General features: G+C 70.5%; 16 protein-coding genes. 5 read left to right on the forward strand and 11 right to left on the reverse strand.

Translation table 11 applies throughout. From position 1 onward, the window contains the following. Positions 1-66: 66 nt before the first annotated feature. From PG878_RS15400 to PG878_RS15430, 7 genes are all read right to left on the reverse strand, one after another. Positions 67-1071: a class I fructose-bisphosphate aldolase gene (locus tag PG878_RS15400; RefSeq protein ID WP_010341500.1), complete on the reverse strand. Its 1005-nt coding sequence runs from the start codon at positions 1069-1071 to the stop codon at positions 67-69. 118 nt (positions 1072-1189) lie between these two features. Then, positions 1190-2584, reverse strand: coding sequence for an HD-GYP domain-containing protein (locus PG878_RS15405; protein WP_209030965.1), 1395 nt, complete (start codon positions 2582-2584; stop codon positions 1190-1192). A gap of 105 nt (positions 2585-2689) precedes the next feature. Beyond that, positions 2690-4156 (reverse strand): pyruvate kinase, encoded by a 1467-nt coding sequence (gene pyk / locus PG878_RS15410; protein WP_010341498.1) that lies wholly within the window; start codon positions 4154-4156, stop codon positions 2690-2692. A 237-nt stretch (positions 4157-4393) separates the two neighbouring features. After that, positions 4394-5044 (reverse strand): HAD-IA family hydrolase, encoded by a 651-nt coding sequence (locus PG878_RS15415; RefSeq protein WP_209030964.1) that lies wholly within the window; start codon positions 5042-5044, stop codon positions 4394-4396. After that, positions 5041-6216 carry a phosphoglycerate kinase gene (locus PG878_RS15420; RefSeq protein ID WP_209030963.1) on the reverse strand — a complete coding sequence of 392 codons (1176 nt, stop codon included), beginning with the start codon at positions 6214-6216 and terminating at the stop codon, positions 5041-5043. Before PG878_RS15420 ends, PG878_RS15415 begins: the two co-directional genes overlap by 4 nt. A gap of 206 nt (positions 6217-6422) precedes the next feature. Further along, positions 6423-7787, reverse strand: a complete 1365-nt coding sequence (locus tag PG878_RS15425; RefSeq protein ID WP_209030962.1) for a DUF3999 domain-containing protein — start codon at positions 7785-7787, stop codon at positions 6423-6425. Then, entirely contained in the window at positions 7784-10528 is a 2745-nt protein-coding gene (locus tag PG878_RS15430) for a DUF2339 domain-containing protein (protein WP_209030961.1), read from the reverse strand. The genes PG878_RS15425 and PG878_RS15430 overlap by 4 nt, the downstream gene beginning before the upstream one ends. Positions 10529-10784: 256 nt before the next feature. Between PG878_RS15430 and PG878_RS15435 the strand changes: the two genes are divergently transcribed. Then, positions 10785-11861, forward strand: a complete 1077-nt coding sequence (locus PG878_RS15435; protein ID WP_209030960.1) for a methyl-accepting chemotaxis protein — start codon at positions 10785-10787, stop codon at positions 11859-11861. Between the two features lie 291 nt (positions 11862-12152). Then, the gene (locus PG878_RS15440) at positions 12153-12614 is read left to right on the forward strand and encodes a hypothetical protein (RefSeq protein WP_209030959.1); all 462 of its coding nucleotides are present in this window, start codon (positions 12153-12155) and stop codon (positions 12612-12614) included. A 141-nt stretch (positions 12615-12755) separates the two neighbouring features. On the opposite strand, the gene gap is transcribed toward PG878_RS15440, so the two are convergent. Beyond that, positions 12756-13757, reverse strand: a complete 1002-nt coding sequence (gene gap / locus PG878_RS15445) for a type I glyceraldehyde-3-phosphate dehydrogenase (RefSeq protein ID WP_209030958.1) — start codon at positions 13755-13757, stop codon at positions 12756-12758. 159 nt (positions 13758-13916) lie between these two features. Here gap and PG878_RS15450 point away from each other — a divergent pair, with 159 nt between their 5' ends. The 3 genes from PG878_RS15450 (at position 13917) to PG878_RS15460 (ending at position 16368) form a co-directional block, all read left to right on the forward strand. Beyond that, positions 13917-14546: an OmpW/AlkL family protein gene (locus PG878_RS15450; RefSeq protein ID WP_209030957.1), complete on the forward strand. Its 630-nt coding sequence runs from the start codon at positions 13917-13919 to the stop codon at positions 14544-14546. A gap of 245 nt (positions 14547-14791) precedes the next feature. Beyond that, positions 14792-15412 carry an OmpW/AlkL family protein gene (locus tag PG878_RS15455; protein ID WP_209030955.1) on the forward strand — a complete coding sequence of 207 codons (621 nt, stop codon included), beginning with the start codon at positions 14792-14794 and terminating at the stop codon, positions 15410-15412. A gap of 143 nt (positions 15413-15555) precedes the next feature. Continuing rightward, on the forward strand, positions 15556-16368 hold the full coding sequence (locus tag PG878_RS15460) for a S1/P1 nuclease (protein ID WP_209030953.1): 813 nt from the start codon (positions 15556-15558) through the stop codon (positions 16366-16368). A gap of 90 nt (positions 16369-16458) precedes the next feature. Here the strand turns inward: PG878_RS15460 and trxC are convergent, their stop codons facing one another. From trxC to PG878_RS15475, 3 genes are all read right to left on the reverse strand, one after another. After that, entirely contained in the window at positions 16459-16902 is a 444-nt protein-coding gene (trxC, locus tag PG878_RS15465; RefSeq protein WP_209030952.1) for a thioredoxin TrxC, read from the reverse strand. Continuing rightward, complete coding sequence (locus tag PG878_RS15470; protein WP_019801935.1) at positions 16899-17378, reverse strand: OsmC family protein; 480 nt, start codon at positions 17376-17378, stop codon at positions 16899-16901. Before PG878_RS15470 ends, trxC begins: the two co-directional genes overlap by 4 nt. Before the next feature lie 78 nt (positions 17379-17456). Then, positions 17457-20672, reverse strand: coding sequence for an efflux RND transporter permease subunit (locus tag PG878_RS15475; RefSeq protein WP_209030951.1), 3216 nt, complete (start codon positions 20670-20672; stop codon positions 17457-17459). Position 20673: the final 1 nt, after the last annotated feature.

Raw genomic sequence — 20673 nt, forward strand, 5'->3', positions numbered from 1 at the left:
AGTCGCTGAGCCCCGAAACGAAAAACGCCGGCGATGCCGGCGTTCTTCGTAGGCGTTACGGGGCGATCAGCCCTGCCACTTGCCCAGCGCGGCCAGGCCGTTTTCCTTGGCGCGCTCGTACACCACCTGCTGCGCCTTGGCGAAATTGCCCTTCATGTCCTGCGCCCACAGCTTCAGCGCGGCCTGCTGCATGGCGCGGCCGTAGGAGAAGCTCAGCGGCCACGGCAGGTTGCCGAGCTGGTTCATCGCGTTGAGGTGCGCGGTGGACTGCTCGTCGGTCTGGCCGCCGGACAGGAACACGATGCCCGGCAGGATCGCCGGCACGGTGCTCTTGAGGCACATCACGGTGGACTCGGCCACTTCCTCGACGCTGGCCTGCTCGTCGCAGTCCTTGCCGGCGATGACCATCGAGGCCTTGAGGATGGTGCCTTCCAGGACCACGTTCTGCTCGTACAGCGCACCGAACAGCGAACGCAGCGTGGCTTCGGTGACCTCGTAGCAGGTCTCGATGTCGTGGTCGCCGTCCATCAGCACTTCCGGTTCGACCATCGGCACCAGGCCCTGCTCCTGGCACAGCGCGGCGTAGCGGGCCAGCGCATGCGCGTTGGTTTCGATGCACACGCCGGAGGGGATGTCCTCGCCGATGGTGATGACCGCACGCCACTTGGCGAAACGCGCGCCGAGCTTGTAGTACTCCTCCAGGCGCGCACGCAGGCCGTCCAGGCCTTCGGTGATCAGTTCGCCCGGCATGCCGGCCAGCGGATGCGTGCCCTTGTCGACCTTGATGCCGGGGATGATGCCGTGCTCGGCCATGTACTTGGCGAACGGCACGCCGTCCTTGGTCTTCTGGCGGATGGTTTCGTCGTACAGGATCGCGCCGGAGATGTGGTCGCTCAGCTTCGGCGTGGTCAGCAGCAGCTCGCGGTAGGCACGGCGGTTCTCTTCGACATTCTCGATGCCCACGCCGGCGAAGCGCTTGGCGATGGTGCTGGTGGATTCGTCGATCGCGATGATGCCCTTGCCCGGGGCGACCATTGCCTGTGCGGTTTCGGCAAGCTGTTCGATGCTCATACGGTTCCTGATGGCTGCAACGGGGGAACCCCCAGTATACCGGGCCGGCCTGCATGCATTCCGTTACCGCCGGCATTGCAAGCGGTTACAGGCGTAGACCGCGTAGGAGCCCGGCACCTCAGGCCAGCGCATCCGTCATCGCGTCGCACGGCACATGCGCATCGCCCTGCGCTGTCTTCAGCGATGCTGCGTCCGCGGTCGGCGCCTGCGCTGCTGGCAGTGCGATGTCGAGCGCATCGAGCAACGGCCGCCAGTCCTCGGCGCTGCGCGCGCGGCGGTGCGCCAGCAACGCGGCATGGCGGCGCAACCCCGGCAACTGCCAGCGCAGTTCGCAACAGACGCGATCGACTTCCTCGGCCGCCTCCGGCGCGGCGATCAGCCACGGCAGTTGCTCGACCATCTTGCCGGCGCCGGAATCGTGGATGGCCATGATGTAGCCCACGATCAACAGCAGCAGATGCTGCAGGGCCGCGCGCTCGTCCTCGCGCAGATCGCCGCCGCGCTGCAGGCGCAGGGCTTCGTCGCGCGCCCGCTCCAGGCCGTCGAGCAAGGCCGCCACCACTTCGCGCAGGTGCTGCGGATCGTGCGTCGACGCCGGCTCCGGCGCGCAGTCGCGCAGGCGCTCGCTCAGCAGGTCGACCACCTCGCGCGGGAACTGCCCGGGCACCACGCGCAGCGCGATGCGCATCCGCGCCAGCGCCAGCGCATGGCCGCGCTCGCGCTCGAACAAGCCATCCAGCGCTTCGGCGCAGGAGATCAACCGGCCCAGGGGCGAGAGCGCCGGCGTGCCGACCGGGTAGCCGGAACCGTCGATGCGCTCGTGATGCTCGCGCGCGGCGGCGGCCTGCTGCGCCGAATACACGCCGGATTCGCCGAGCAGCGCGGCGCTGATCACCGGGTGCACGCAATGCATGCGCCACTGCGCGAAGTCCTGCTGCGCCTCCGGCAGTTCCAGTACCGCCGGATCCACGTACATCTCGCCGAGATCGTGCAGCAGACCGACCTCCGCGGCCTCGCGCATCGCCGCGTCCGAGCGCGACAGCAGCGCCGCCAGCCAGGCCACCAGCATCGCCACCCGCACCGCGTGCGAGAACGCGGCCGGCCGGGTCTGGCCGAGGGTGGTCAGCAAGGTGCCGGGCGCGCCCAGCGTGCGGGCGCGGGCCAGCGTGGCGATCACCGGCGGCACTTGGTCGCCCAGCAACTGGCGCAGGTGCGGGTGTTCGTCCAGTTCGCGCTGCGCGGCCAGTTGCACTTCGCTCGGGCGCAGCTCCTCGCAGAACGCCAGCGAGGATTCCAGCGGACGCAGCAGGCGCCGCGCGATCAGGCGCTCGCGCAGCCCGGCGTTGATGCGCTGGCCCTTGGCGACCAGCAGGATGCCGCGGCGATCGCGGATGTCTTCGGTGACCACCAGCTCGCGCGTGGCCGAGGCCTGGATCAGGTGTTCAAGGCAATGCGTGCCGGGGCGCTCGGGCAGGTCCAGCCCGAGTTCGGCGTGCGCGCTTGGGGACGTCATGGGGGTGTCGCACGATCAGGGAACGGGAGGGCGCCGCGCCGTTCCATGCGCGATCGAACAGGTGTTGCCGACGGCGCGGCGGCCGAAGCCGCCGCGCCGCGTCCTTCAGAGTTCGCCCAGGCCGCTGGCGCGGCCGTCCGGGCCGACCTCGAGCAGGCGCAGGGTGTTGGTCGCGCCGTGGGTTTCCATGTGCTCGCCGCTGGTGAACACCACGCGGTCGCCCGGCGCCAGCAGGCCGGCCTCGACCAGCACGCGGATCGCGCCGCGCGCGGCCTCGCGCGGGGTCAGGCCGCGGCTGTCGAAGTTGATCGGGAACACGTCGCGCATCATCGCCATGTGCCGGCGCGCGCCATCGTGGCGGGTCACCGCGAAGATCGGCGCCTTGGCGCGGAAGCGCGACAGGTAGCGCGGGGTGCCGCCGGATTCGGTCATCGCCACGATCGCGCGCACGCCCACATGCTGGGACAGGAACATCGTGGCCATGGCGATGGCCTGGTCGGCGCGCTCGAGGTTGCGCGGGGCCATGCCGAAGTCGGTCTCGGTCTCGAACTGGCGCTCGGCGCCCAGGCAGATGCGCGCCATCGCCTCGACCGCGCGGATCGGATAGGCGCCGGCGGCGCTCTCGGCCGACAGCATCACCGCGTCGGTGCCGTCGATCACCGAGTTGGCCACGTCCAGCACTTCGGCGCGGGTCGGGATCGGGCTCTCCACCATCGACTGCAGCATCTGCGTGGCGGTGATCACCACTTTGTTCTGCGCCAGCGATTCCTTGATGATCTTCTTCTGCAGGCCCGGCAGCTCGGCGTCGCCGATCTCCACGCCCAGGTCGCCGCGCGCGACCATCACCACGTCCGAGGCCTCGACGATCTCGCTGAGGTTCTCGATCGCCTCGGTGCGCTCGATCTTGGACACCAGCGCCGCGTCGCAGCCGTGCGCGCGGGCGATGCGCCGCGCCTCGTTCATGTCCTCGGCGTTGCGGCAGAACGACACCGCGATGAAGTCGACGCCGATCTTGGCGACGATGCCGATCAGTTCCTTGTCGCGCTCGGTCAGCGCACCCAGCGACAGCCCGCCGCCCTGCTTGTTGAGCCCCTTGCGATCGGACAGCACGCCATCGTTGAGCACGCTGGTGACGATGCGCTCGCCCTGCACCTCGACCACCTTCAGCTGCATCAGGCCGTCGTCCAGCAGCAGCACGTCGCCCGGGGCCACGTCCTGCGGCAGGCCCAGGTAGCTGACGCCGACCTGGCTGGCATCGCCCGGCGCGGCATTGGGGTCGGCGATCAGGTCGAAGCGGTCGCCGAGCTTGAGCGAGACCTTGCCCTGGGCGAAGCGCTCGATGCGGATCTTCGGGCCCGGCAGGTCGGCGAGGATGCCGATCTCGGCACCGACGCGGGCCGCGGCGGCACGCACTTCGGCGGCGCGCTTGGCCTGGCCGGACGGATCGCCGTGGCTGAAGTTCAACCGCACCACGTTGACGCCGGCGCGGAACAGATCCTCGAGCACGCCCGGCGGGTCGGTGGCAGGACCGAGGGTGGCGAGAATCTTGGTGCGGCGCTGACGTTCGATCATGATGGCATCCTTGGAAAAAGCGCTCAAAGCTAGCACACGCGCCCCTCACACAGCATGGCATTTCGGCATAGACGCACGCGCGGCCCGGCATAGGGAGCGGACAATGCGGGACAGTATGTGGTCATGCCGCGCCAACCGGCGCCGGCCCGCGGGCGCCACCTGGACGAGATGACATCAGGCCACACGCCGTGCGCGGCCAGGACCCTGTGCGCCGGATGCACCGGCGCACGTACCCATTCAGGCCGCGACCAGCGCCGGCAACTGCGTCGGCGTCTGCGCCAGCACATCGGCGCCGGCCTGGCGCAGTTCCTCGGCATCGCCGAAGCCCCACAGCACACCGATGCTGCGCATGCCGTGGTGGCGCGCACCGTCGATGTCCATGCGCCGGTCGCCGATCATGCGGCATTGCGCCGGCACCACCGCGAGCCGCCGCAGCGCCTCGGCGATCAGGTCCGGCTTGGCCCGGCGCGCGCCGTCGTCGCTGGCGCCGACGATCTCCTCGAAGCGACCGCCGAACGGCAACTGTTCGACGATGCGCCGTGCGAAGCGCTCGTTCTTCGAGGTCACCACCGCCAGGCGGTGGCCCGCCGCGGCAATCGCCTCCACCGCCGCGCCGATGTCCGGGAACACCGTGTGCTCGCGCCAGCCGTGGCTGTCGTAGCGGCTGCGGTACAGCGTCAAGGCCTGCTCCACCAGCGCAGCATCGTCGCCGAAGTGCTGCTGGAAGCTGTCGCGCAGCGGCGGGCCGATCCAGGCGCGCAACTGCGCCGGGGTCGGCAACGGCTGGCCCAGTTCGGCGAAGGCATGGCGCAGGCTGCCGACGATGCCGGCCTCCGAATCGACCAGGGTGCCGTCCAGGTCGAAGAACAGGACGTCGGCGGCGCTCACGCGCCGCGCGCCTGCAGCGCGGCCACCGCCGGCAGGGTCTTGCCTTCCAGGAACTCCAGGAACGCGCCGCCGCCGGTGGAGATGTAGCTGACCTGCTCGGCGATGCCGTACTTGTCGACCGCGGCCAGGGTGTCGCCACCGCCGGCGATGGAGAACGCCGACGAGGCGGCGATCGCCCGCGCCAGGGTCTCGGTGCCCTTGCCGAAGGCGTCGAACTCGAACACGCCGACCGGGCCGTTCCAGACCACGGTGCCGGCCTTGGCGATCAGCTCGGCGTAGTGCGCGGCGGTCTGCGGGCCGATGTCCAGGATCAGGTCGTCGTCGGCGACATCGGTGACCGCCTTCACCGTGGCCTCGGCGTCGGGCATGAACTGCTTGGCCACCACCACGTCGCTGGGCAGCGGGATCGCCGCGCCGCGCGCGTTGGCGTCGGCGACGATCTTGCGCGCGGTCTCCAGCAGGTCCGGCTCGCACAGCGACTTGCCCACCGCGTGCCCGGCCGCGGCGATGAAGGTGTTGGCGATGCCACCGCCGACGATCAACTGGTCGACCTTGTCCACCAGGTTGGACAGCAGCTCCAGCTTGGTCGAGACCTTGCTGCCGGCGACGATCGCCAGCAGCGGCTTGGCCGGTTGCTCCAGCGCCTTGGCCAGCGCGTCCAGCTCCGCCATCAGCAGCGGGCCGCCGGCGGCGACCGGGGCGAACCTGATCACGCCATGGGTGGAGGCCTGCGCGCGGTGCGCGGTGCCGAAGGCGTCCATCACGAACACGTCGCACAGCGCCGCGTACTTCTTCGCCAGCGCCTCGTCGTCCTTGCCCTCGCCGACGTTCATGCGGCAGTTCTCCAGCAGCACGATCTGCCCCGGCTGCACGTCCACGCCATCGACCCAGTCGCGGATCAGCGGCACGTCCACGCCGAGCAGCGCAGCCAGGCGGATGGCCACCGGCTCCAGCGAATCCTCCTGGGTCCACACGCCTTCCTTGGGCCGGCCCAGGTGCGAGGTCACCATCACCGCCGCGCCCTGCGCCAGCGCGTGCTTGAGCGTCGGTACCGAGGCCAGGATGCGCTGCTCGGAGGTGATCAGGCCATTGTCGATCGGCACATTCAGGTCTTGCCGGATCAGCACGCGCTTGCCGGACAGGTCGAGATCGGTCATTCGCAGGATGGACATGTGATTGCTCGCTTTCGTGGGGTTGCAAAGGGAAAACCGCGCCATCGGTGCAGTGTCGACGTCGGCGGCGGAACGCCAGGTGCAGGCGCGCCGGCCGATCGCCGCGCGGCGGCGAAACCGCCATTGTCCGGCGTCGGCCGCACAGCGGCAAATCGGTGCGCTGGCGCACGCACGGCGCAGCGTGCGCGCGCTCGCCTGCCCGCGGGTCAGCCCGCGCCGTCGGCGGCGCCGGGTTTGCGCAGCAGGCTCAGCGCGAAACCGACCACCAGCAGCGCGCCGCCGATCAGCAGCGCCCACAGCAGCCAGGTCTTCCAGTCGCGCGGCGGTGGTGGTGCCTGCAACGCCGCGGCCCCGGCCAGGGGTTGCGCCGCGCCGAGGCTGGCGGTGGCCGGCGCCCATTGCGGCCCGCGCTGGGTATGCAGGGCCTGCAGTGCGGCGGCCAGCGGCGCCGGCGCACGCTGGGTGCGCGCACTGCCGGCGGCCAGCGCATAGGGCGGCGCGCCCTGCGCCAGGAACACCAGCGTCTCCGGCTGGTAGCCCAGGCGCAGCGCCGGCCGCTGCCGGCCCGGATCCTGCGCCGCCAGCAGCCGCCAGTAGCGGTCGCGCACCGGCGCGGTCAGCGCCTGCGGCGGCGAACGGCTGCCGCCGCCGACCTGATAGGCCAGCCACGGACCGGCGCGGTCCTGCCATGGCGCCTCGGCGCTGTCGCGGCTCTGCACGCGCCATTCGATGGCGTTGTTGCCGGGCAGGGCGATATCGATGCGCGTCACCGGATAGCGCCCCGGCGACACGAACGCATAGCTGTGCTGCGCGGGATCGCTGCTCGCCGCGTCCAGTTGCTGCCAATGCCAGTCGGCGGCGACCGGTGCCGGCGCCAGTTCGGCCTCCACCCCGGTCAGCGGCGGTGCGCTGGCGCCGGCCAGCGGCAGCAGGCGCAGGTAGCGCACCTCGCGTCCGATGGGAATGCGCAGTTGCTGCAGGCGGTGCCCCTGGTTGCTGAGGTCGACCAGGGTCGCCTCGTCCACCACCACCTCCCACTCGCGCAGGTCGTCGCTGCCCTCGACGCGGTAGCGGGCCTGCTGTGGCTGCGCAGCGGCGGCCCATTGCAGCGACAGCGCACGCAGTGGCGCGTGCAGTGCGCTGGCATCGACCAGCCAGCCCGCAACGCCTGCGTCGGGACCGCCGCCCGCCACACGGGTCTGGATGCGGCGCACGCTGCCGTCGCGGTCGCGTTCGGCGATCAACTCCAGGTCCGCGGCGCGCCCGTCGCGCGCGGCAGGCAACGGAAACCACGGCAACGGCTGCCGGCGCGGCGCGGTCTCGGCCTGCTCGGCGGCGAACAGCGCCGCCGGCAACGGGTCGCCCGCGGCGTTGAACACCTCCACGTCGCCCAGCGAGGCGCGCTGCGCGCTGCGGTAGACCGCATCGTCGAGTTGCACGCGATAGGCGCCGGCAGCGGCGTCCTGCAGGGTCAGCGGCCACTGCTGGGCGTAGTCGTCGCGCTGGCTGGCGGCGAACGCGCACAGCGGCAACCCGGCCAGCAACAACGGAAACAGCGCACGTCGGATCATGGAATGGCCTCCTCGGCCGGTTCGGCGGCGCGCGGCGGTGCCGGCGCCAGATAGCCGACCACCGTACACAACAGCCCGTAGGCGATGAACGAGGCGATGCCGGCGACGTTGCCGAGGTTGCCGCGGTCCACCAGCAACAGCTTGCCCAGCACCACCGCCATCAACACCGCGCCGGCCAGCCACAGGCCGCGCTGGCCGCGTCGCGAGCCCAGCACCCAGCCGAGCACGCCCAGCACGCTCCAGACCACGGTCAGGCTGGTCTGCGCCACGCCATCGCCGAGCACGCCGGGCCACGGCACCGCCGCCCAATAGTGCACCGCATGCAGAGTGACGCTGGTGATCCACAGGAAGCCGGCAGTGGCCAGCAGATGCGTGCGCCATGGGCGCAGCAGCGCCGGCAGTTCGGGGCTGCGGGTCCAGCGTACGCCCAGGACCAGCAGCGCCAACTGGCTCAGTTCCAGCGGATTGAGCAGCGGCACCCAGGGCAACGGCGCGCTGCTGCCGGGCAGGCTCAGGCTGTACAGCCAGGCCACCGTCAGCAGCCCGAAGTAGGTGCTCTGCAGCGCGCTGCGGCACGGCGCGAAGGCCGTGCCCAGCGGCGCCGCCAGCCAGTTCCAGCGCCACAGCGACAGCGCCGTCGCCAGCAACCAGGGCGCCAGCAACAGCATCCAGCGCCAGCCGGCGGCGAGGTCGCTGTGCAGCGCGATCCAGGTGCACAGCAGCCCGACCACGGTGGGCCACACCAGCCACCACACGAACTGCGCCGCGCGCGCCACGCCGCCCCCGCTGTCGCGCAGGCACAGCAGGCTGCGCACGCCGAGCACCGCGAACAGCGCCCAGGCCCAGGCGCCGTGCCCGGCGAACGGTTGCCCGTGCGCATCGGCCTGCCAGGCCGCCAGCGGCAACGCCAGCGCCAGGCCGCCCAACGTGGTCGCGGCCAGCGCCGGCGCCGGCCAGCGCCGCTGCGCTTCGGCCGCGAGCCAGCCGCTGACCGCCGCCCAGGCCAGCAACACGTCGGGCCGCGCGTCGGCGTCGACGAAGCGCAGGATCTCGGCGACGCCGATCCCGCACCACCAGGCCAGCCCCCACAGGTAGTAGCCCAGCGCGGGCATGGCGGCACGCTCGCGGCGATAGCACCAGGCGCTGGCGAAGCCGGCCAGGGCCAGCAGCAGCGCGCTCATGCAGGTGGCATTGGCCACGGCCTGGCTGTCCTGCACCGCCGCATCCAGGCCCAGGGTGAAGCCCAACGCGGCCGCCAGTTGCAGCCCGGCGCCGCTGAGCTGCGGCAGCCAGCGCCGCTGGCGCAGGCCCAGCCACACCAGCGCCGCCCCCTCCAGCGCGAACACGCTGGCGGTCGCGCGCGCCGACAGCGCCAGCGGCACCGCCAACGTGGCGAAGCCCACCGCCAGCACCGCATACGCCTGCCCCAGCAGGGCGAAGCGCGCGCGCCGGATCAGCGCCGCGGCCAGCAGCGCATAGAGCGCCGCCAGGCCCAGCGCGCACAAGGCCAGCGGCAGGCGCTCGCCGCGCAACAGCCCGGCCTGCAGCGAGAACGCGATCAGCGGTGTGCCGAACAGCAGGCTGCCGTCGATCAGCGCGCTGCGCGCGGCCTGCTGGCGCCGCGCGTACAGGATCGGGATCAGCAGGTAGAAGGCGAAGAACAGCAGCAGGAACGGCTCGGTGCTGGCGAACTTCTCCGGCCGGTACTGCAACACGCCCCACAGCGTGCCGATGCCGAAGGTGAAACCGAACCCGAGCAGGTTCAGCACCCGCCACGGCCGGTACCAGGCGATCGCGAACACCGCCGCGTTGAGCAGCGCGTAGTAGGAGAACAGCGCCACGTGGTTGCCGCTGCCGGTGGACAGCCACAGCGGCGCGAGGAAGCCGGCCAGCGTGCCCAGCACCGCCAGGGTGCGCGATTCCTGCGCCACCGCCAGCACGCACATGCCCGCGACCAGGGCGATGCTCAGCGCCAGCGCCGCGCCCGCCGGGATCAGCCCGGACAGCTTGAACGCGGCGAACACGGTCAGCAGCAACACGCCGATCGCCCCGCCCTGCAGGGCCAGCGCGAAGCTGCGCTTGCGCGCGCGCTGGCGCCAGCCGAAGGCCAGGCCCGCCAGCGACGCGGCGGCGATGCCGGCGTAGCGCAGTTGGATCGGCATGCGCAGCCAGCCCTGGTCGCCGGCGTACTTGAGCAGCGCGGCGACGCCGGCCAGCAGCACCAGCATGCCGATCTTCACCGGCACGTTGCCCTCGGTGAACCAGCGTTTGACCCCGCTCACCAACCGCTCGATCGGGTCGGGCCGGTGCGGCGCGGCGATCGCGGCCGCCGCGGCGGCACGCGCCTGCGCTTGCGCCTGTTGCTGCTCGGCGCGCTCGACCGCGGCGGCCAGCGTCGCGAAATCGTCGGCGTGCTGCGGCATCGGCAAGGGCGGCGGCAACGGCGGCGGCGCGCCCGCGTCCTCCACGACGAGGGGCGGACGCGCGGGCTCGGGCGACGCCGCGATCGGCACGTCCTCGGCCTGCGTCCCGGCGTCGACGGCGGATTCCGGTTCCCCCGCCGCAGCCGCAGGACCGGCCCAGGCCGTCGCAGGCGCCACCGGGGCGGCCGCCATCCGCGCGACCTTCGCCTCGAGCGCGGCGAGCCGCTGGCGCAGGCGCGACTGCCCGACCAGGGCCACGATCAACAGCACCGGCATCGCCAGCACCGCCAACACCACCAGCACGACCAACATCTCCATTCGACTCGCATCTCCACGGCGGTGGCACGGCGCGTCTGACGCGCACCAGGTGCCCGGCGGCGCCGGACCTGGCGCAGATGGTAGACGAGTTCGGGACCGACATCGGCCCACAGACGAGGCCGCAACCCAGGCAGGGCAAGCCTCGGCGTTCCGACGAACGGTCTTCACACCACCCTCAAGTCGATGAATCGACGGCCGCTACACCCCTTACCGCGTCGTCCGTCTGCTGTTCCCTCCCACCCCTCCGGCAGCATGAATGAACCTACCCGCCCACCCCGCCGAAACGGGGATCGATGACCATATCCGCGCCGTCGTCGGCCTGTCCGACCAACTGCTCGGCCAACTGCGCCGCTCCTTGCAGGGCATCGACGCGATCAACCGCACCACCCACATGATCTCGATGAACGCGCGCATCGAATCGGCGCGCATCGGTGCCGCCGGACGCGGCTTCAGCGTCATCGCGCAGGAAATGGACGGGCTGTCGCGGCGCGTGGCCGAGGCCACCCAGGACCTGGACAAGGTCGCCGCGCGCACCAGCGCGGAGATGCGGCAGACGCTGAGCCGGCTGCAGGACGACGTGCGCCGCACGCGGCTCAGCGAACTGGCCTTGAGCAACATCGACCTGATCGACCGCAACCTCTACGAGCGCAGTTGCGACGTGCGCTGGTGGGCCACCGACGCCGCGGTCGTGGCGGCGGCGCGCACCGACAGCGACGCCGAGGCGCTGGCCTACGCGTCGCGGCGCATGGGCCAGATCCTGGATTCGTACACGGTCTACTTCGACTTGATCCTGGCCGGCAGCGATGGCCGCATCCGCGCCAACGGCCGGCCGCGGCAGTTCGCCTCGGTCGGCAGCGACGTCTCCGCGCAGCCGTGGTTCGAGCAGGCCATGCGCACCCGCAGCGGCGAGGACTTCAGCTTCCAGGGCGTGCACGCCAGTGCGCTGGCCGACGGCGAGCGGGTCCTGGTGTACGCGTGTACGGTCCGCGAGGGCGGCCGCATCGATGGCCGCGTGCTGGGCGTGCTGGGCATCGTGTTCCGCTGGGACGCGCTGGCGCAGACGATCGTGCAGCGCACGCCGCTGTCCGAATCCGAGTGGGGCCGCAGCCGGGTCTGCATCGTCGACGCGCAGGGCCAGGTGCTGGCCGACTCGGCCGGGCGCATGCTGCAGGACCGGATCGACTTCGACGGCCGCGACGCCTTGTTCAAGCAGCCGCGCGGCGCCGTGCTGATCGACCTCGACGGCCGGCCGCACTGCATCGGGCATGCCGCCTCGCCCGGCTACGAAACCTACCGCACCGGCTGGCACTCGCTGATCCTGCAGGCCCTGTAGCCCGCCCACAACGCAACGGCGCCCTGCGCAAAAAGCGGCAGCGGATCACGGAGCAGCGCGCGCTCCGTGATCCGCTGCGCGCGCAGCTGCACGCCGCATCGCGCTCGCGATCCCGCCATCCGCCTTGCCGACAGGGGCGTCGTCGCTGCCTGAATGCCGCTGCGCGCTGTATTGACGACGTCATTTCGCCATGCCTAAGCTCGCTGCGCCGCGCTGATGCCGGACCGGCACATCGCCTTGACGCGGCCGGTGCATTCTGGATTGCAGACGCCCCTTCCCAGGTAAACGGACATGACCATGAAACCCTTTCGCACCCTGCTGATCTCGGCCATGCTGGCCGCGTCCTTCGCCGCTCCCGCCCTGGCCGAAAAGGTCGACAATCCGGAGCTCTACACCCCCGATGCGGTGAAGAAGAACATCGTCATCGGCAAGACCACCAAGGAACAGGTGCGCGCGATCTATGGCGAGCCCAAGCACGTTTACAGAACATCCGGAAAGGAAGGCGGTTACGAAAAGTCGTGGACCTACCGGCCGGGCGAGTCGCACGGCGAAAAGATCCGCGGGACGGCAACCACCGTACTGAAGCGCATGCTGCCCGGTTACTACACCGGCCAGGCGGTCAACGAAGCCCAGGATCACGGCGTCGGCGCGCGCAACGTCAAGTCCTACGATCTGGAAGTGGAATTCGATGCCAATGGCGTCGTCACCGACTATCGGCAGTCCGAAAGCAACCAGTCGCGCGACGCGCTGTAACTGCCTGCGGCATCCAGCGCGCCGCGGCAGATCCAGCGGCCTGCCGCAACGAAAGAGGAGCGCTCACGCGCTCCTTTTTCGTTACCTCGATCTCGATGACGGCGGCGCAGGCCAACCCGAACGCCACCACATGACCGCGGCTTACTTCGCCACCACCTTGACCATCTCCAGGCACTTGTTGGAATAGCCCCACTCGTTGTCGTACCAGGACACCAGCTTGACGAAGGTGCCGTCCAGGGCGATGCCGGCATCGGCATCGAAGATCGAGGTGCGCGCGTCGCCGCGGAAATCGGTCGCCACCACCTTGTCTTCGGTGTAGCCGAGGATGCCCTTCAGTGCGCCTTCGCTCTGCGCCTTCACTTCGGCGCAGATCTCGGCGTAGGTGGCCGGCTTTTCCAGTTCCACGGTCAGGTCGACCACCGACACGTCCGAGGTCGGCACGCGGAAGCTCATGCCGGTGAGCTTCTTGTTCAATTCCGGGATCACCACGCCGACCGCCTTGGCCGCGCCAGTGCTGGACGGAATGATGTTCTCCAGGATGCCGCGGCCGCCGCGCCAATCCTTGTTGCTCGGGCCGTCCACGGTCTTCTGCGTGGCGGTGGCCGCGTGCACGGTGGTCATCAGGCCGCGCTTGATGCCCCACTTGTCGTTGATCACCTTGGCCAGCGGCGCCAGGCAGTTGGTGGTGCAACTGGCGTTGGAGACGATGGCCTGGCCGGCGTAGGTGCTGTCGTTGACGCCGTACACGAACATCGGCGTGTCGTCCTTCGACGGCGCCGACAGGATCACCTTCTTGGCGCCGGCGTCCAGGTGCTTTTGCGCGGTGTCCTTGGTCAGGAACAGGCCGGTGGACTCGATCACCACGTCCACGCCGACCTCGCCCCACTTCAGCGCCGCCGGATCGCGCTCCTGGGTCAGGCGGATCTTCTTGCCGTTGACCAGCAGGTGGTTGCCGTCGACCGACACCTCCGCCTGGAAGCGGCCGTGCACGGAGTCGTACTGCAGCATGTAGGCCAGATAATCCGGCTCCAGCAGGTCGTTGATGGCGACGATCTCGATGTCGCTGCCGAAATTCTGCACCGCCGAGCGCAGCACGTTGCGCCCGATGCGACCGAAACCGTTGATGCCGACCTTGATTGCCATTTCAGTAGCTCCTGCGGCCGCGTCTGGCGCGGCGGATGGAAGGGGAACCGCATTCTAGCAGGCCGGCCGCGCCACGCCGGACACGCCGGTTTGATCAGGATCAAGGCGGCGCGGCGGCGCGCGCCGGACACTGCGGCCACACCCAACCGAGACTCCACCATGCGCACCACCTCCCCCCTCCTGCTCACCGGCCTGGCCGCCGCCCTGATCCTGTGCGCCCTGCCGGCGCTGGCGCAGTCGCAAGGCGACTGGACCCTCGGCATCGGCGCCCACCAGGTCAATCCGAAGTCCGACAACGGCACGCTGGCCGGCGGCACCCTGCCGCTGCGCATCGACAGCAATGTCCGCCCGACGGTGACCTTCGAGTACTTCGTGCACCAGGACCTGGGCGTGGAAGTGCTGGCGGCGCTGCCATTCGAGCACGACATCAGCGTCAAGGGCGTGGGCAAGGTCGGCAGCACCAAGCACCTGCCGCCGGTGGTGTCGCTGCAGTACCACTTCAACAGCGCCGGCAAGGTCTCGCCGTTCGTCGGCGCCGGCCTCAACTACACCACCTTCTTCAGCGAGAAGACCACCGGCGCGCTGGCCGGCAGCAAGCTCAAGCTGGACGACTCCTGGGGCCTGGCCGCGCACGCCGGCGTGGACATCGCGCTCACCGAGAAATCGGCGCTGCGCGTGGACATGCGCTGGATCGACATCGACAGCAAGGTCAAGGTCAACGGCAGCGACCTGGGCACCGCGCACATCGATCCGCTGGTGTACGGCCTGGCCTACGTGATGAAGTTCTGAGACAGGCACCGGCGCCGCTGCGACCTGCGGCGCCGGTGGCAGCAGGATCGGCGCCGTGCGTCGCAGCGGCGCCATCGCGCGCGGCGGCCCAGGCCGACGCCGCATGCCGTGCAAGCGGCAGCCCCGGAGCGCAGCGCGTCCGCGGCGCTTCTCTGGCAGACTACGCGCCACACGGATGTGGATCGGCGCCCTTCGGGCCGACACGGGGTTCGCATCCGCCCACTCGTCGTCCACCGGGGTCTCCCATGCCGCCACGCCTGTTCCGTCGCCTCGCCGTCGTCGCCTTCGCCAGCATCGCGCTGCCCGCCGCGGCGCAGTCGGCCGGCCACTTCACCACCAGCTACGGCCTGCACGGCATGGTGCCGGGGTCGTCCAACGGCACGCTGCGCGGCAGCGACCAGCGCTTCGAAGCCGACGTCGCGCCGGCCGTGTCGTTCACGTACGAGTACTTCTTCCGCGGCAACCTCGGCATGGAGATCCAGGGCCTGGTCGGCCAGCAGAAGATCGGCGTGGACCGCGGTGGCGACATCGGCAGCGCCTGGATGCTCTCGCCCACCATCTCGCTGCAGTACCACTTCAACGGCAACGGCGACATCTCCCCGTTCGTCGGCGCCGGCCTCAACTACACCGCCTTCCTCGGCAGCGACGGCAAGGGCGCGTTTTCGTCCGACGACGTCAAGTTCAAGGACAGCGTCGGCCCGGCGCTGCATGCCGGCGTGGATTTCGCGGTCGGCGAACGCAGCGCGATCCGCGTGGATGCGCGCTGGATTGGCATGCGCAGCGACGTGGAGGTGGACGGCGGCACGCTCGGCAAGGCCAAGCTCGATCCGGTCACCTACGGCGTCGCCTACCTGATGTATTTCTGAGCCGGCGGCCGGGCCGCGTCCACGGACGCGGCTCGGCGCGGTCGGCGACGCCGCTTGGCACGGGCGTCCGTCGTGCTGAGCGGCAACGCAACAGACCCGGCGCGCGTCATGGCCGCGTCGTCGGCGCCGGCTAGAATCGGCGCATGAAAATCTCTCCCTTCGTTTGCACCGCGCTCGCCGCGGCCCTTGCCGCGGCGCCGTCCGCCGCCTTCGCCTGGGGCCCGCTGGGCCACCGCCTGGTCGCCGATCTCGCCGACACCCAACTCACCCCGCAAGCCCGCGCGCAGGTCCGTACCCTGCTGCAGGGCGAACCCGACCCGACCCTGGCCGGCGTCGCCAACTGGGCCGACCAGCTCCGCGAACACGACCCCGACCTGGGCAAGCGCAGCGCGCGCTGGCATTACGTCAACCTGGCCGAGAACGACTGCCACTACGAGCAGACCCGCGACTGTCCGGACGGCAACTGCGCGGTCGAAGCGCTGCGCCGCCAGGCCGCAATCCTCGCCGACCGCAGCCAGCCGCAGGCCGCGCGTGCGCAGGCGCTGAAGTTCGTCGTGCATTTCGCCGGCGACGTGCAACAGCCGCTGCATGCCGGCTACGCCCGCGACAAGGGCGCCAACACCGTGCAGATCCAGTTCGAGGGCAAGGGCAGCAATCTGCACTCGCTGTGGGACAGCGGCCTGCTGCGCAGCCGCGGGCTGGACGAACAGGCGTACCTGGCCGAGCTGGAGAAGCAGCCGTTGCCGGCGCCCTCGCCGGCGAGCAGCGCGCTGCCGCCGCCGGCCGCGGCGTGGGCCGAGGCTTCCTGCAAGATCATGCTGCGTCCGGGCTTCTATCCGCCCGGCGCCACGCTGCCGGCCGATTACGTGACGACCTGGCGCCCGGTCGCCGAGGCGCAGTTGCGCCAGGCCGGTGCCGATCTGGCGGCAACCTTGAACGCCGCGCTGGGCAAGTAAGCCTGTTGCGGATCGTAGGAGCGGCTTCAGCGGCGACAGGGCGTTCCCAGGAAAGCCCCATCGCGGCTGAAGCCGCTCCTACAAAAGCAATTACGCCACACCCAACTGCGCGCGCGTCCAGCGCACGATCTCGGCGGTGCCGATGGCGCCGCTGTGTCGGCCGAGTTCGCGGCCTTGCCGCAGCAGAAGCAGCGTCGGGATGCTGCGGATGCCGAAGCGCCCGGCCAACGCCGGCTGCGCGTCGCTGTCCAGCTTGCCCAGGCGCAGCCGCGGCTCGAGGTGCGCGGCCGCGGCCGCGAAGTGCGGGGCCATGGTCCGGCACGGGCCGCACCACGGCGCCCAGACGTCCACCAGCAACGGCAGGTCGCTGCGCTCGGCATGCGCGGCAAACGTCTCGGCGGTCAGCGTGACCGGTGTGGCGTCGAACAAGCCGCGATGGCAGCGTCCGCATTGCGGCGCGTCCGCCAGTTTCGCGTCCGGCACCCGGTTGAGCGCGGCGCAGTGCGGGCAGGCGACATGCAGCGGCGTGGTCATGCCCCGGCCTCGATGCTCTTGTCGCCGAGCAGCACGGTGCCCTGCGCATCCTTGACCGTGACCTGCACGTCGATGCCCTGGCGCACGCTCTGGGTGACCACGCAGAACTGCTCGAACTGGGCCAGGATCCGCTCCAGTTGCGCGTAGTCCTGGTTGGCGCCGGGCAGTTGCAGTTCCACCGACGCCTGCGGAATGCGCCAGAACCCTTCCGGGTTGCGCATCGGCGTGGCGGTGATGTGCGCGACCACACCGGCCGGATCGTTCTTGTACTTGCGCATCGCGAACAGCAGGCTCGCCGCCAGGCAATTGGCGATGCCGGCCAGCAGGATGCGCGTGGGATTGGGGCCGCGCTCCTGGCCCAGCGGCGCGGTTTCGTCGCTCAGCCAGGGCTCCAGCGCGGTTTCGTCGAAGCGAATGCGGAACGCGAAGTCCGTGTCCTGCTCCAGGGTGACGCGGATCGGATCGCCGATGGGCATCGTGGAAACTCCACTTCGATCAAAGGGATTTCGACTCTACGCCGGCACCGGTAACGGCGTGTGGACGCAGCGTCGTGCTCACGCAGCCGCTTCGCGCCGTGCCAACGGGTAGTACAGCAACGGAATGACCAGCAGAGTCAGCGCCGTGCTGACCAGGATGCCGAACAGCAGCGCCACCGCCAGGCCGTTGAAGATCGGATCGTCGAGGATGAACAGCGCACCCAGCATCGCCGCCAGGCCGGTCAGCACGATCGGCGGGGCGCGCACCGCACAGGCCTCGATCACCGCCTGTTCGGCGCTGCGCCCCTGCGCCAGGGCATGACGGATGAAGTCCACCAGCAGGATCGAATTGCGCACGATGATGCCGGCCAGGGCGATCATGCCGATCATGCTGGTCGCGGTGAACTGCGCGCCGAGCAGCGCATGGCCCGGCATCACCCCGATCACCGTCAGCGGAATCGGCGCCATGATCACCAGCGGCAGCAGATAGCTGCGGAACTGCGCCACCACCAGCAGATAGATCAGCAACAGGCCCACCGCGTAGGCGATGCCCATGTCGCGGAAGGTCTCGTAGGTGATCTGCCATTCCCCGTCCCACTTCACCGCGAAGTCGGCGGTGTCGGTCGGCGGTGCGATGAAATGCTGCTGCAGCGTCTGCCCATCGAGCGGCTGCCGGCGCAGTTGCCCGACCAGGTCGAACATGCCGTACAGCGGGCTGTCCAGGCGCCCGGCTTCGTCGCCGGTGACGTACACCACCGGCCGCAGGTCCTTGTGCGCGATGCTGTCGTCCCAGGGCAGGCGCTGCACCGCGACCAGTTCCGACAGCGGCAGCAGTTGCCCATCGCCGCCGCGCACGCGCAGCGCCAGCAGGCGTGCGCTGGCGGCCTGCGCGGCGCCCGGCAGGCGCAGCCGTATCGGCTGTGCCACCTTGGAGATGCCATCGTGCAGCCAGGTGACGTCCAGACCCTGTACCGCCGTGGTCAGGGCATCGGCGATGGACGCCTGGCTCACGCCCAGACGCGCGGCGCGCACGCGGTCGACCACCAGCGTTTCGCGGGTGGCCGCACTCTCCACGCTGGTGTCGACATCGACCACGTTCGGCGTGCGCAGGAAGCGCCGCTCCAGCGCCAGGGCGAGCTGGCGGCTGCGCGGATAGTCCGGCCCGTACACCTCGGCCACCAGCGGTGACAGCACCGGCGGCCCCGGCGGCACCTCCACCACCTTCAGCGACGCCCCATGCCGGCGTGCGATCGCCGCCAGCGGCGGACGCAGCGCGCGGGCGATGGCATGGCTGTGGCGCGTGCGCTGGTGTCTGTCGACCAGGTTCACCTGCAGGTCGCCGACGTTGTTGCCGCTGCGCAGGAAGTACTGCCGCACCAGGCCATTGAAGTTGACCGGCGCCGAAGTACCGGCATAGCCCTGGTAGTCGTGCACCTCGGGCGTGCGGTCGAGCACCCCGGCCAGGTCCACCAGCAACGCATCGGTGTCCTGCAGGGTGCTGCCCTCGGGCAGGTCGACCACGATCTGCAGTTCCGACTTATCGTCGAACGGCAGCATCTTCAGCACCACCCATTGCAGTCCGACCAGGCCCACCGCGGCCAGCAGCAGCGCCGCGATGCCGGCGAACAGCCAGCCGCGCCGGCGCGCGCCGCGGGCCGGATCCAGGAACGGGTGCAGCAAGCGCGCGAACAGGCGCTGCAGGCGCGGCGGCGCATCGCCACCGGTTTCTGCCTGCGCGGTGCGTACCGGCACATGGCGCTTCAGCAGCTTCAGCGCCAGCCACGGCGTCACCACCAGCGCGATCGCCAGCGACAGCAGCATGCCGACCGAGGCGTTGATCGGGATCGGCCGCATGTACGGCCCCATCAGGCCGCTGACGAAGGCCATCGGCATCAGCGCCGCGATCACGGTGAAGGTGGCGAGGATGGTCGGGCCGCCGACCTCGTCCACCGCGGGCGGGATCGCCTCGCGCAAGGTCTTGCCGCCGGCGCGCAGATGGCGGTGGATGTTCTCCACCACCACGATGGCATCGTCGACCAGGATGCCGATGGAGAAGATCAGCGCGAACAGCGACACGCGATTGAGGGTGAAGCCCATCGCCCACGAGGCGAACAGCGTCAGCGCCAGGGTCAGCACCACCGCGCTGCCGACCACGATGGCCTCGCGCCAGCCCAGCGCGAACAGCACCAGCAGCACCACCGAGGCGGTGGCGAACACCAGTTTGTGGATCAGCTTGGCGGCCTTGGCCGCCGCGCTGGCGCCGTAGTCGCGGGTGACCTCCGCATGCACGCCCTGCGGCAGCAGTTCGCCGCGCAAGGCCTGCAGGCGCGCGCTCACCGTCCGGGTAAGCGCCGAGGCGTCGCTGCCCGGCTTCTTGGCGATGGCCAGGGTCACCGCCGGCGCGCGCCCCTGCGCCGGGCCACCATGCGCGGGCGGCGCGCCGTACCACACGTAGGCCGTAGGCAGGTCGGCACCGGCCTGGATCTGTGCCACATCGCGCAACTGCAGCGGCCGGCCGTCGTGCACGCCGATCACCAGCTCGCGCACGGCGTCGGCATCGGCCAGGAACCGCCCGGCACTGAGCGGCACCGCACGGCCGCCGCCGATGCGGTCGCCGAGCGGGCGCACCACGTTCGCCCCCTGCAGCGCCTGGCCGAGATCGGCCACGGTGAGGTCGTAGGCGGCCAGTCGCGCCGGATCCAGCGTCACCGTGACCACCCGCGGCGGCGCGCCGATGCTGTAGATGTCGCGCGTGTCGGGAAGGCGCTTGAGTTCGGCTTCCAGCGTGCGCGCGATCGCGCCCAGGTCGGCGGCGCTGCGCTGCGGATCGTCGCTCCACAGGGTCACGCTCATCACCGGCACGTCGTCGATGCCCTTGGGCTTGACCAGCGGCGCGCTGGCACCCATCTGCGTCGGCAGCACGTCCAGATTGGAATACACCTGGTTGTACAGGCGCACCAGCGCGGTCTGCCGCGGCACCCCGACCTGGAATTCGACGGTCAACACCGCCTGTCCGGGGCGGCTCACCGAGTACACGTGCTTGATGCCCTCGATCTCGTCGAGCTTCTGTTCAAGCGGCGTGCTCAGCAGGTGTTCGACCTCGCGCGCATCGGCGCCCGGCAGCGACACGAACACATTGGCCATGGTCACGTCGATCTGCGGCTCTTCCTCGCGTGGGGTGATCGCCACCGCGGCCACGCCGAGCAGCAGGCCGAGCAGGGCCAGCAGCGGCGTCAGCGGATTGGCCTGGAAGAACGCCGCCAGCCGGCCGGACATCCCGAAACGGGCAGCCATC

The sequence above is a fragment of the Xanthomonas hawaiiensis genome (assembly GCF_031834635.1).
GTDB classification, from domain to species: domain Bacteria; phylum Pseudomonadota; class Gammaproteobacteria; order Xanthomonadales; family Xanthomonadaceae; genus Xanthomonas_A; species Xanthomonas_A sacchari.

Excerpts from the sequence above, each read along its gene's own strand:
- PG878_RS15400 (WP_010341500.1), bottom strand. The coding sequence starts at position 1,071 with ATGAGCATCGAACAGCTTGCCGAAACCGCACAGGCAATGGTCGCCCCG.
- PG878_RS15405 (WP_209030965.1), bottom strand. The coding sequence starts at position 2,584 with ATGACGTCCCCAAGCGCGCACGCCGAACTCGGGCTGGACCTGCCCGAG.
- pyk (WP_010341498.1), bottom strand. The coding sequence starts at position 4,156 with ATGATCGAACGTCAGCGCCGCACCAAGATTCTCGCCACCCTCGGTCCT.
- PG878_RS15420 (WP_209030963.1), bottom strand. The coding sequence starts at position 6,216 with ATGTCCATCCTGCGAATGACCGATCTCGACCTGTCCGGCAAGCGCGTG.
- PG878_RS15425 (WP_209030962.1), bottom strand. The coding sequence starts at position 7,787 with ATGATCCGACGTGCGCTGTTTCCGTTGTTGCTGGCCGGGTTGCCGCTG.
- PG878_RS15430 (WP_209030961.1), bottom strand. The coding sequence starts at position 10,528 with ATGGAGATGTTGGTCGTGCTGGTGGTGTTGGCGGTGCTGGCGATGCCG.
- PG878_RS15435 (WP_209030960.1), top strand. The coding sequence starts at position 10,785 with ATGAACCTACCCGCCCACCCCGCCGAAACGGGGATCGATGACCATATC.
- PG878_RS15440 (WP_209030959.1), top strand. The coding sequence starts at position 12,153 with ATGACCATGAAACCCTTTCGCACCCTGCTGATCTCGGCCATGCTGGCC.
- gap (WP_209030958.1), bottom strand. The coding sequence starts at position 13,757 with ATGGCAATCAAGGTCGGCATCAACGGTTTCGGTCGCATCGGGCGCAAC.
- PG878_RS15450 (WP_209030957.1), top strand. The coding sequence starts at position 13,917 with ATGCGCACCACCTCCCCCCTCCTGCTCACCGGCCTGGCCGCCGCCCTG.
- PG878_RS15455 (WP_209030955.1), top strand. The coding sequence starts at position 14,792 with ATGCCGCCACGCCTGTTCCGTCGCCTCGCCGTCGTCGCCTTCGCCAGC.
- PG878_RS15460 (WP_209030953.1), top strand. The coding sequence starts at position 15,556 with ATGAAAATCTCTCCCTTCGTTTGCACCGCGCTCGCCGCGGCCCTTGCC.
- trxC (WP_209030952.1), bottom strand. The coding sequence starts at position 16,902 with ATGACCACGCCGCTGCATGTCGCCTGCCCGCACTGCGCCGCGCTCAAC.
- PG878_RS15470 (WP_019801935.1), bottom strand. The coding sequence starts at position 17,378 with ATGCCCATCGGCGATCCGATCCGCGTCACCCTGGAGCAGGACACGGAC.
- PG878_RS15475 (WP_209030951.1), bottom strand. The coding sequence starts at position 20,672 with ATGGCTGCCCGTTTCGGGATGTCCGGCCGGCTGGCGGCGTTCTTCCAG.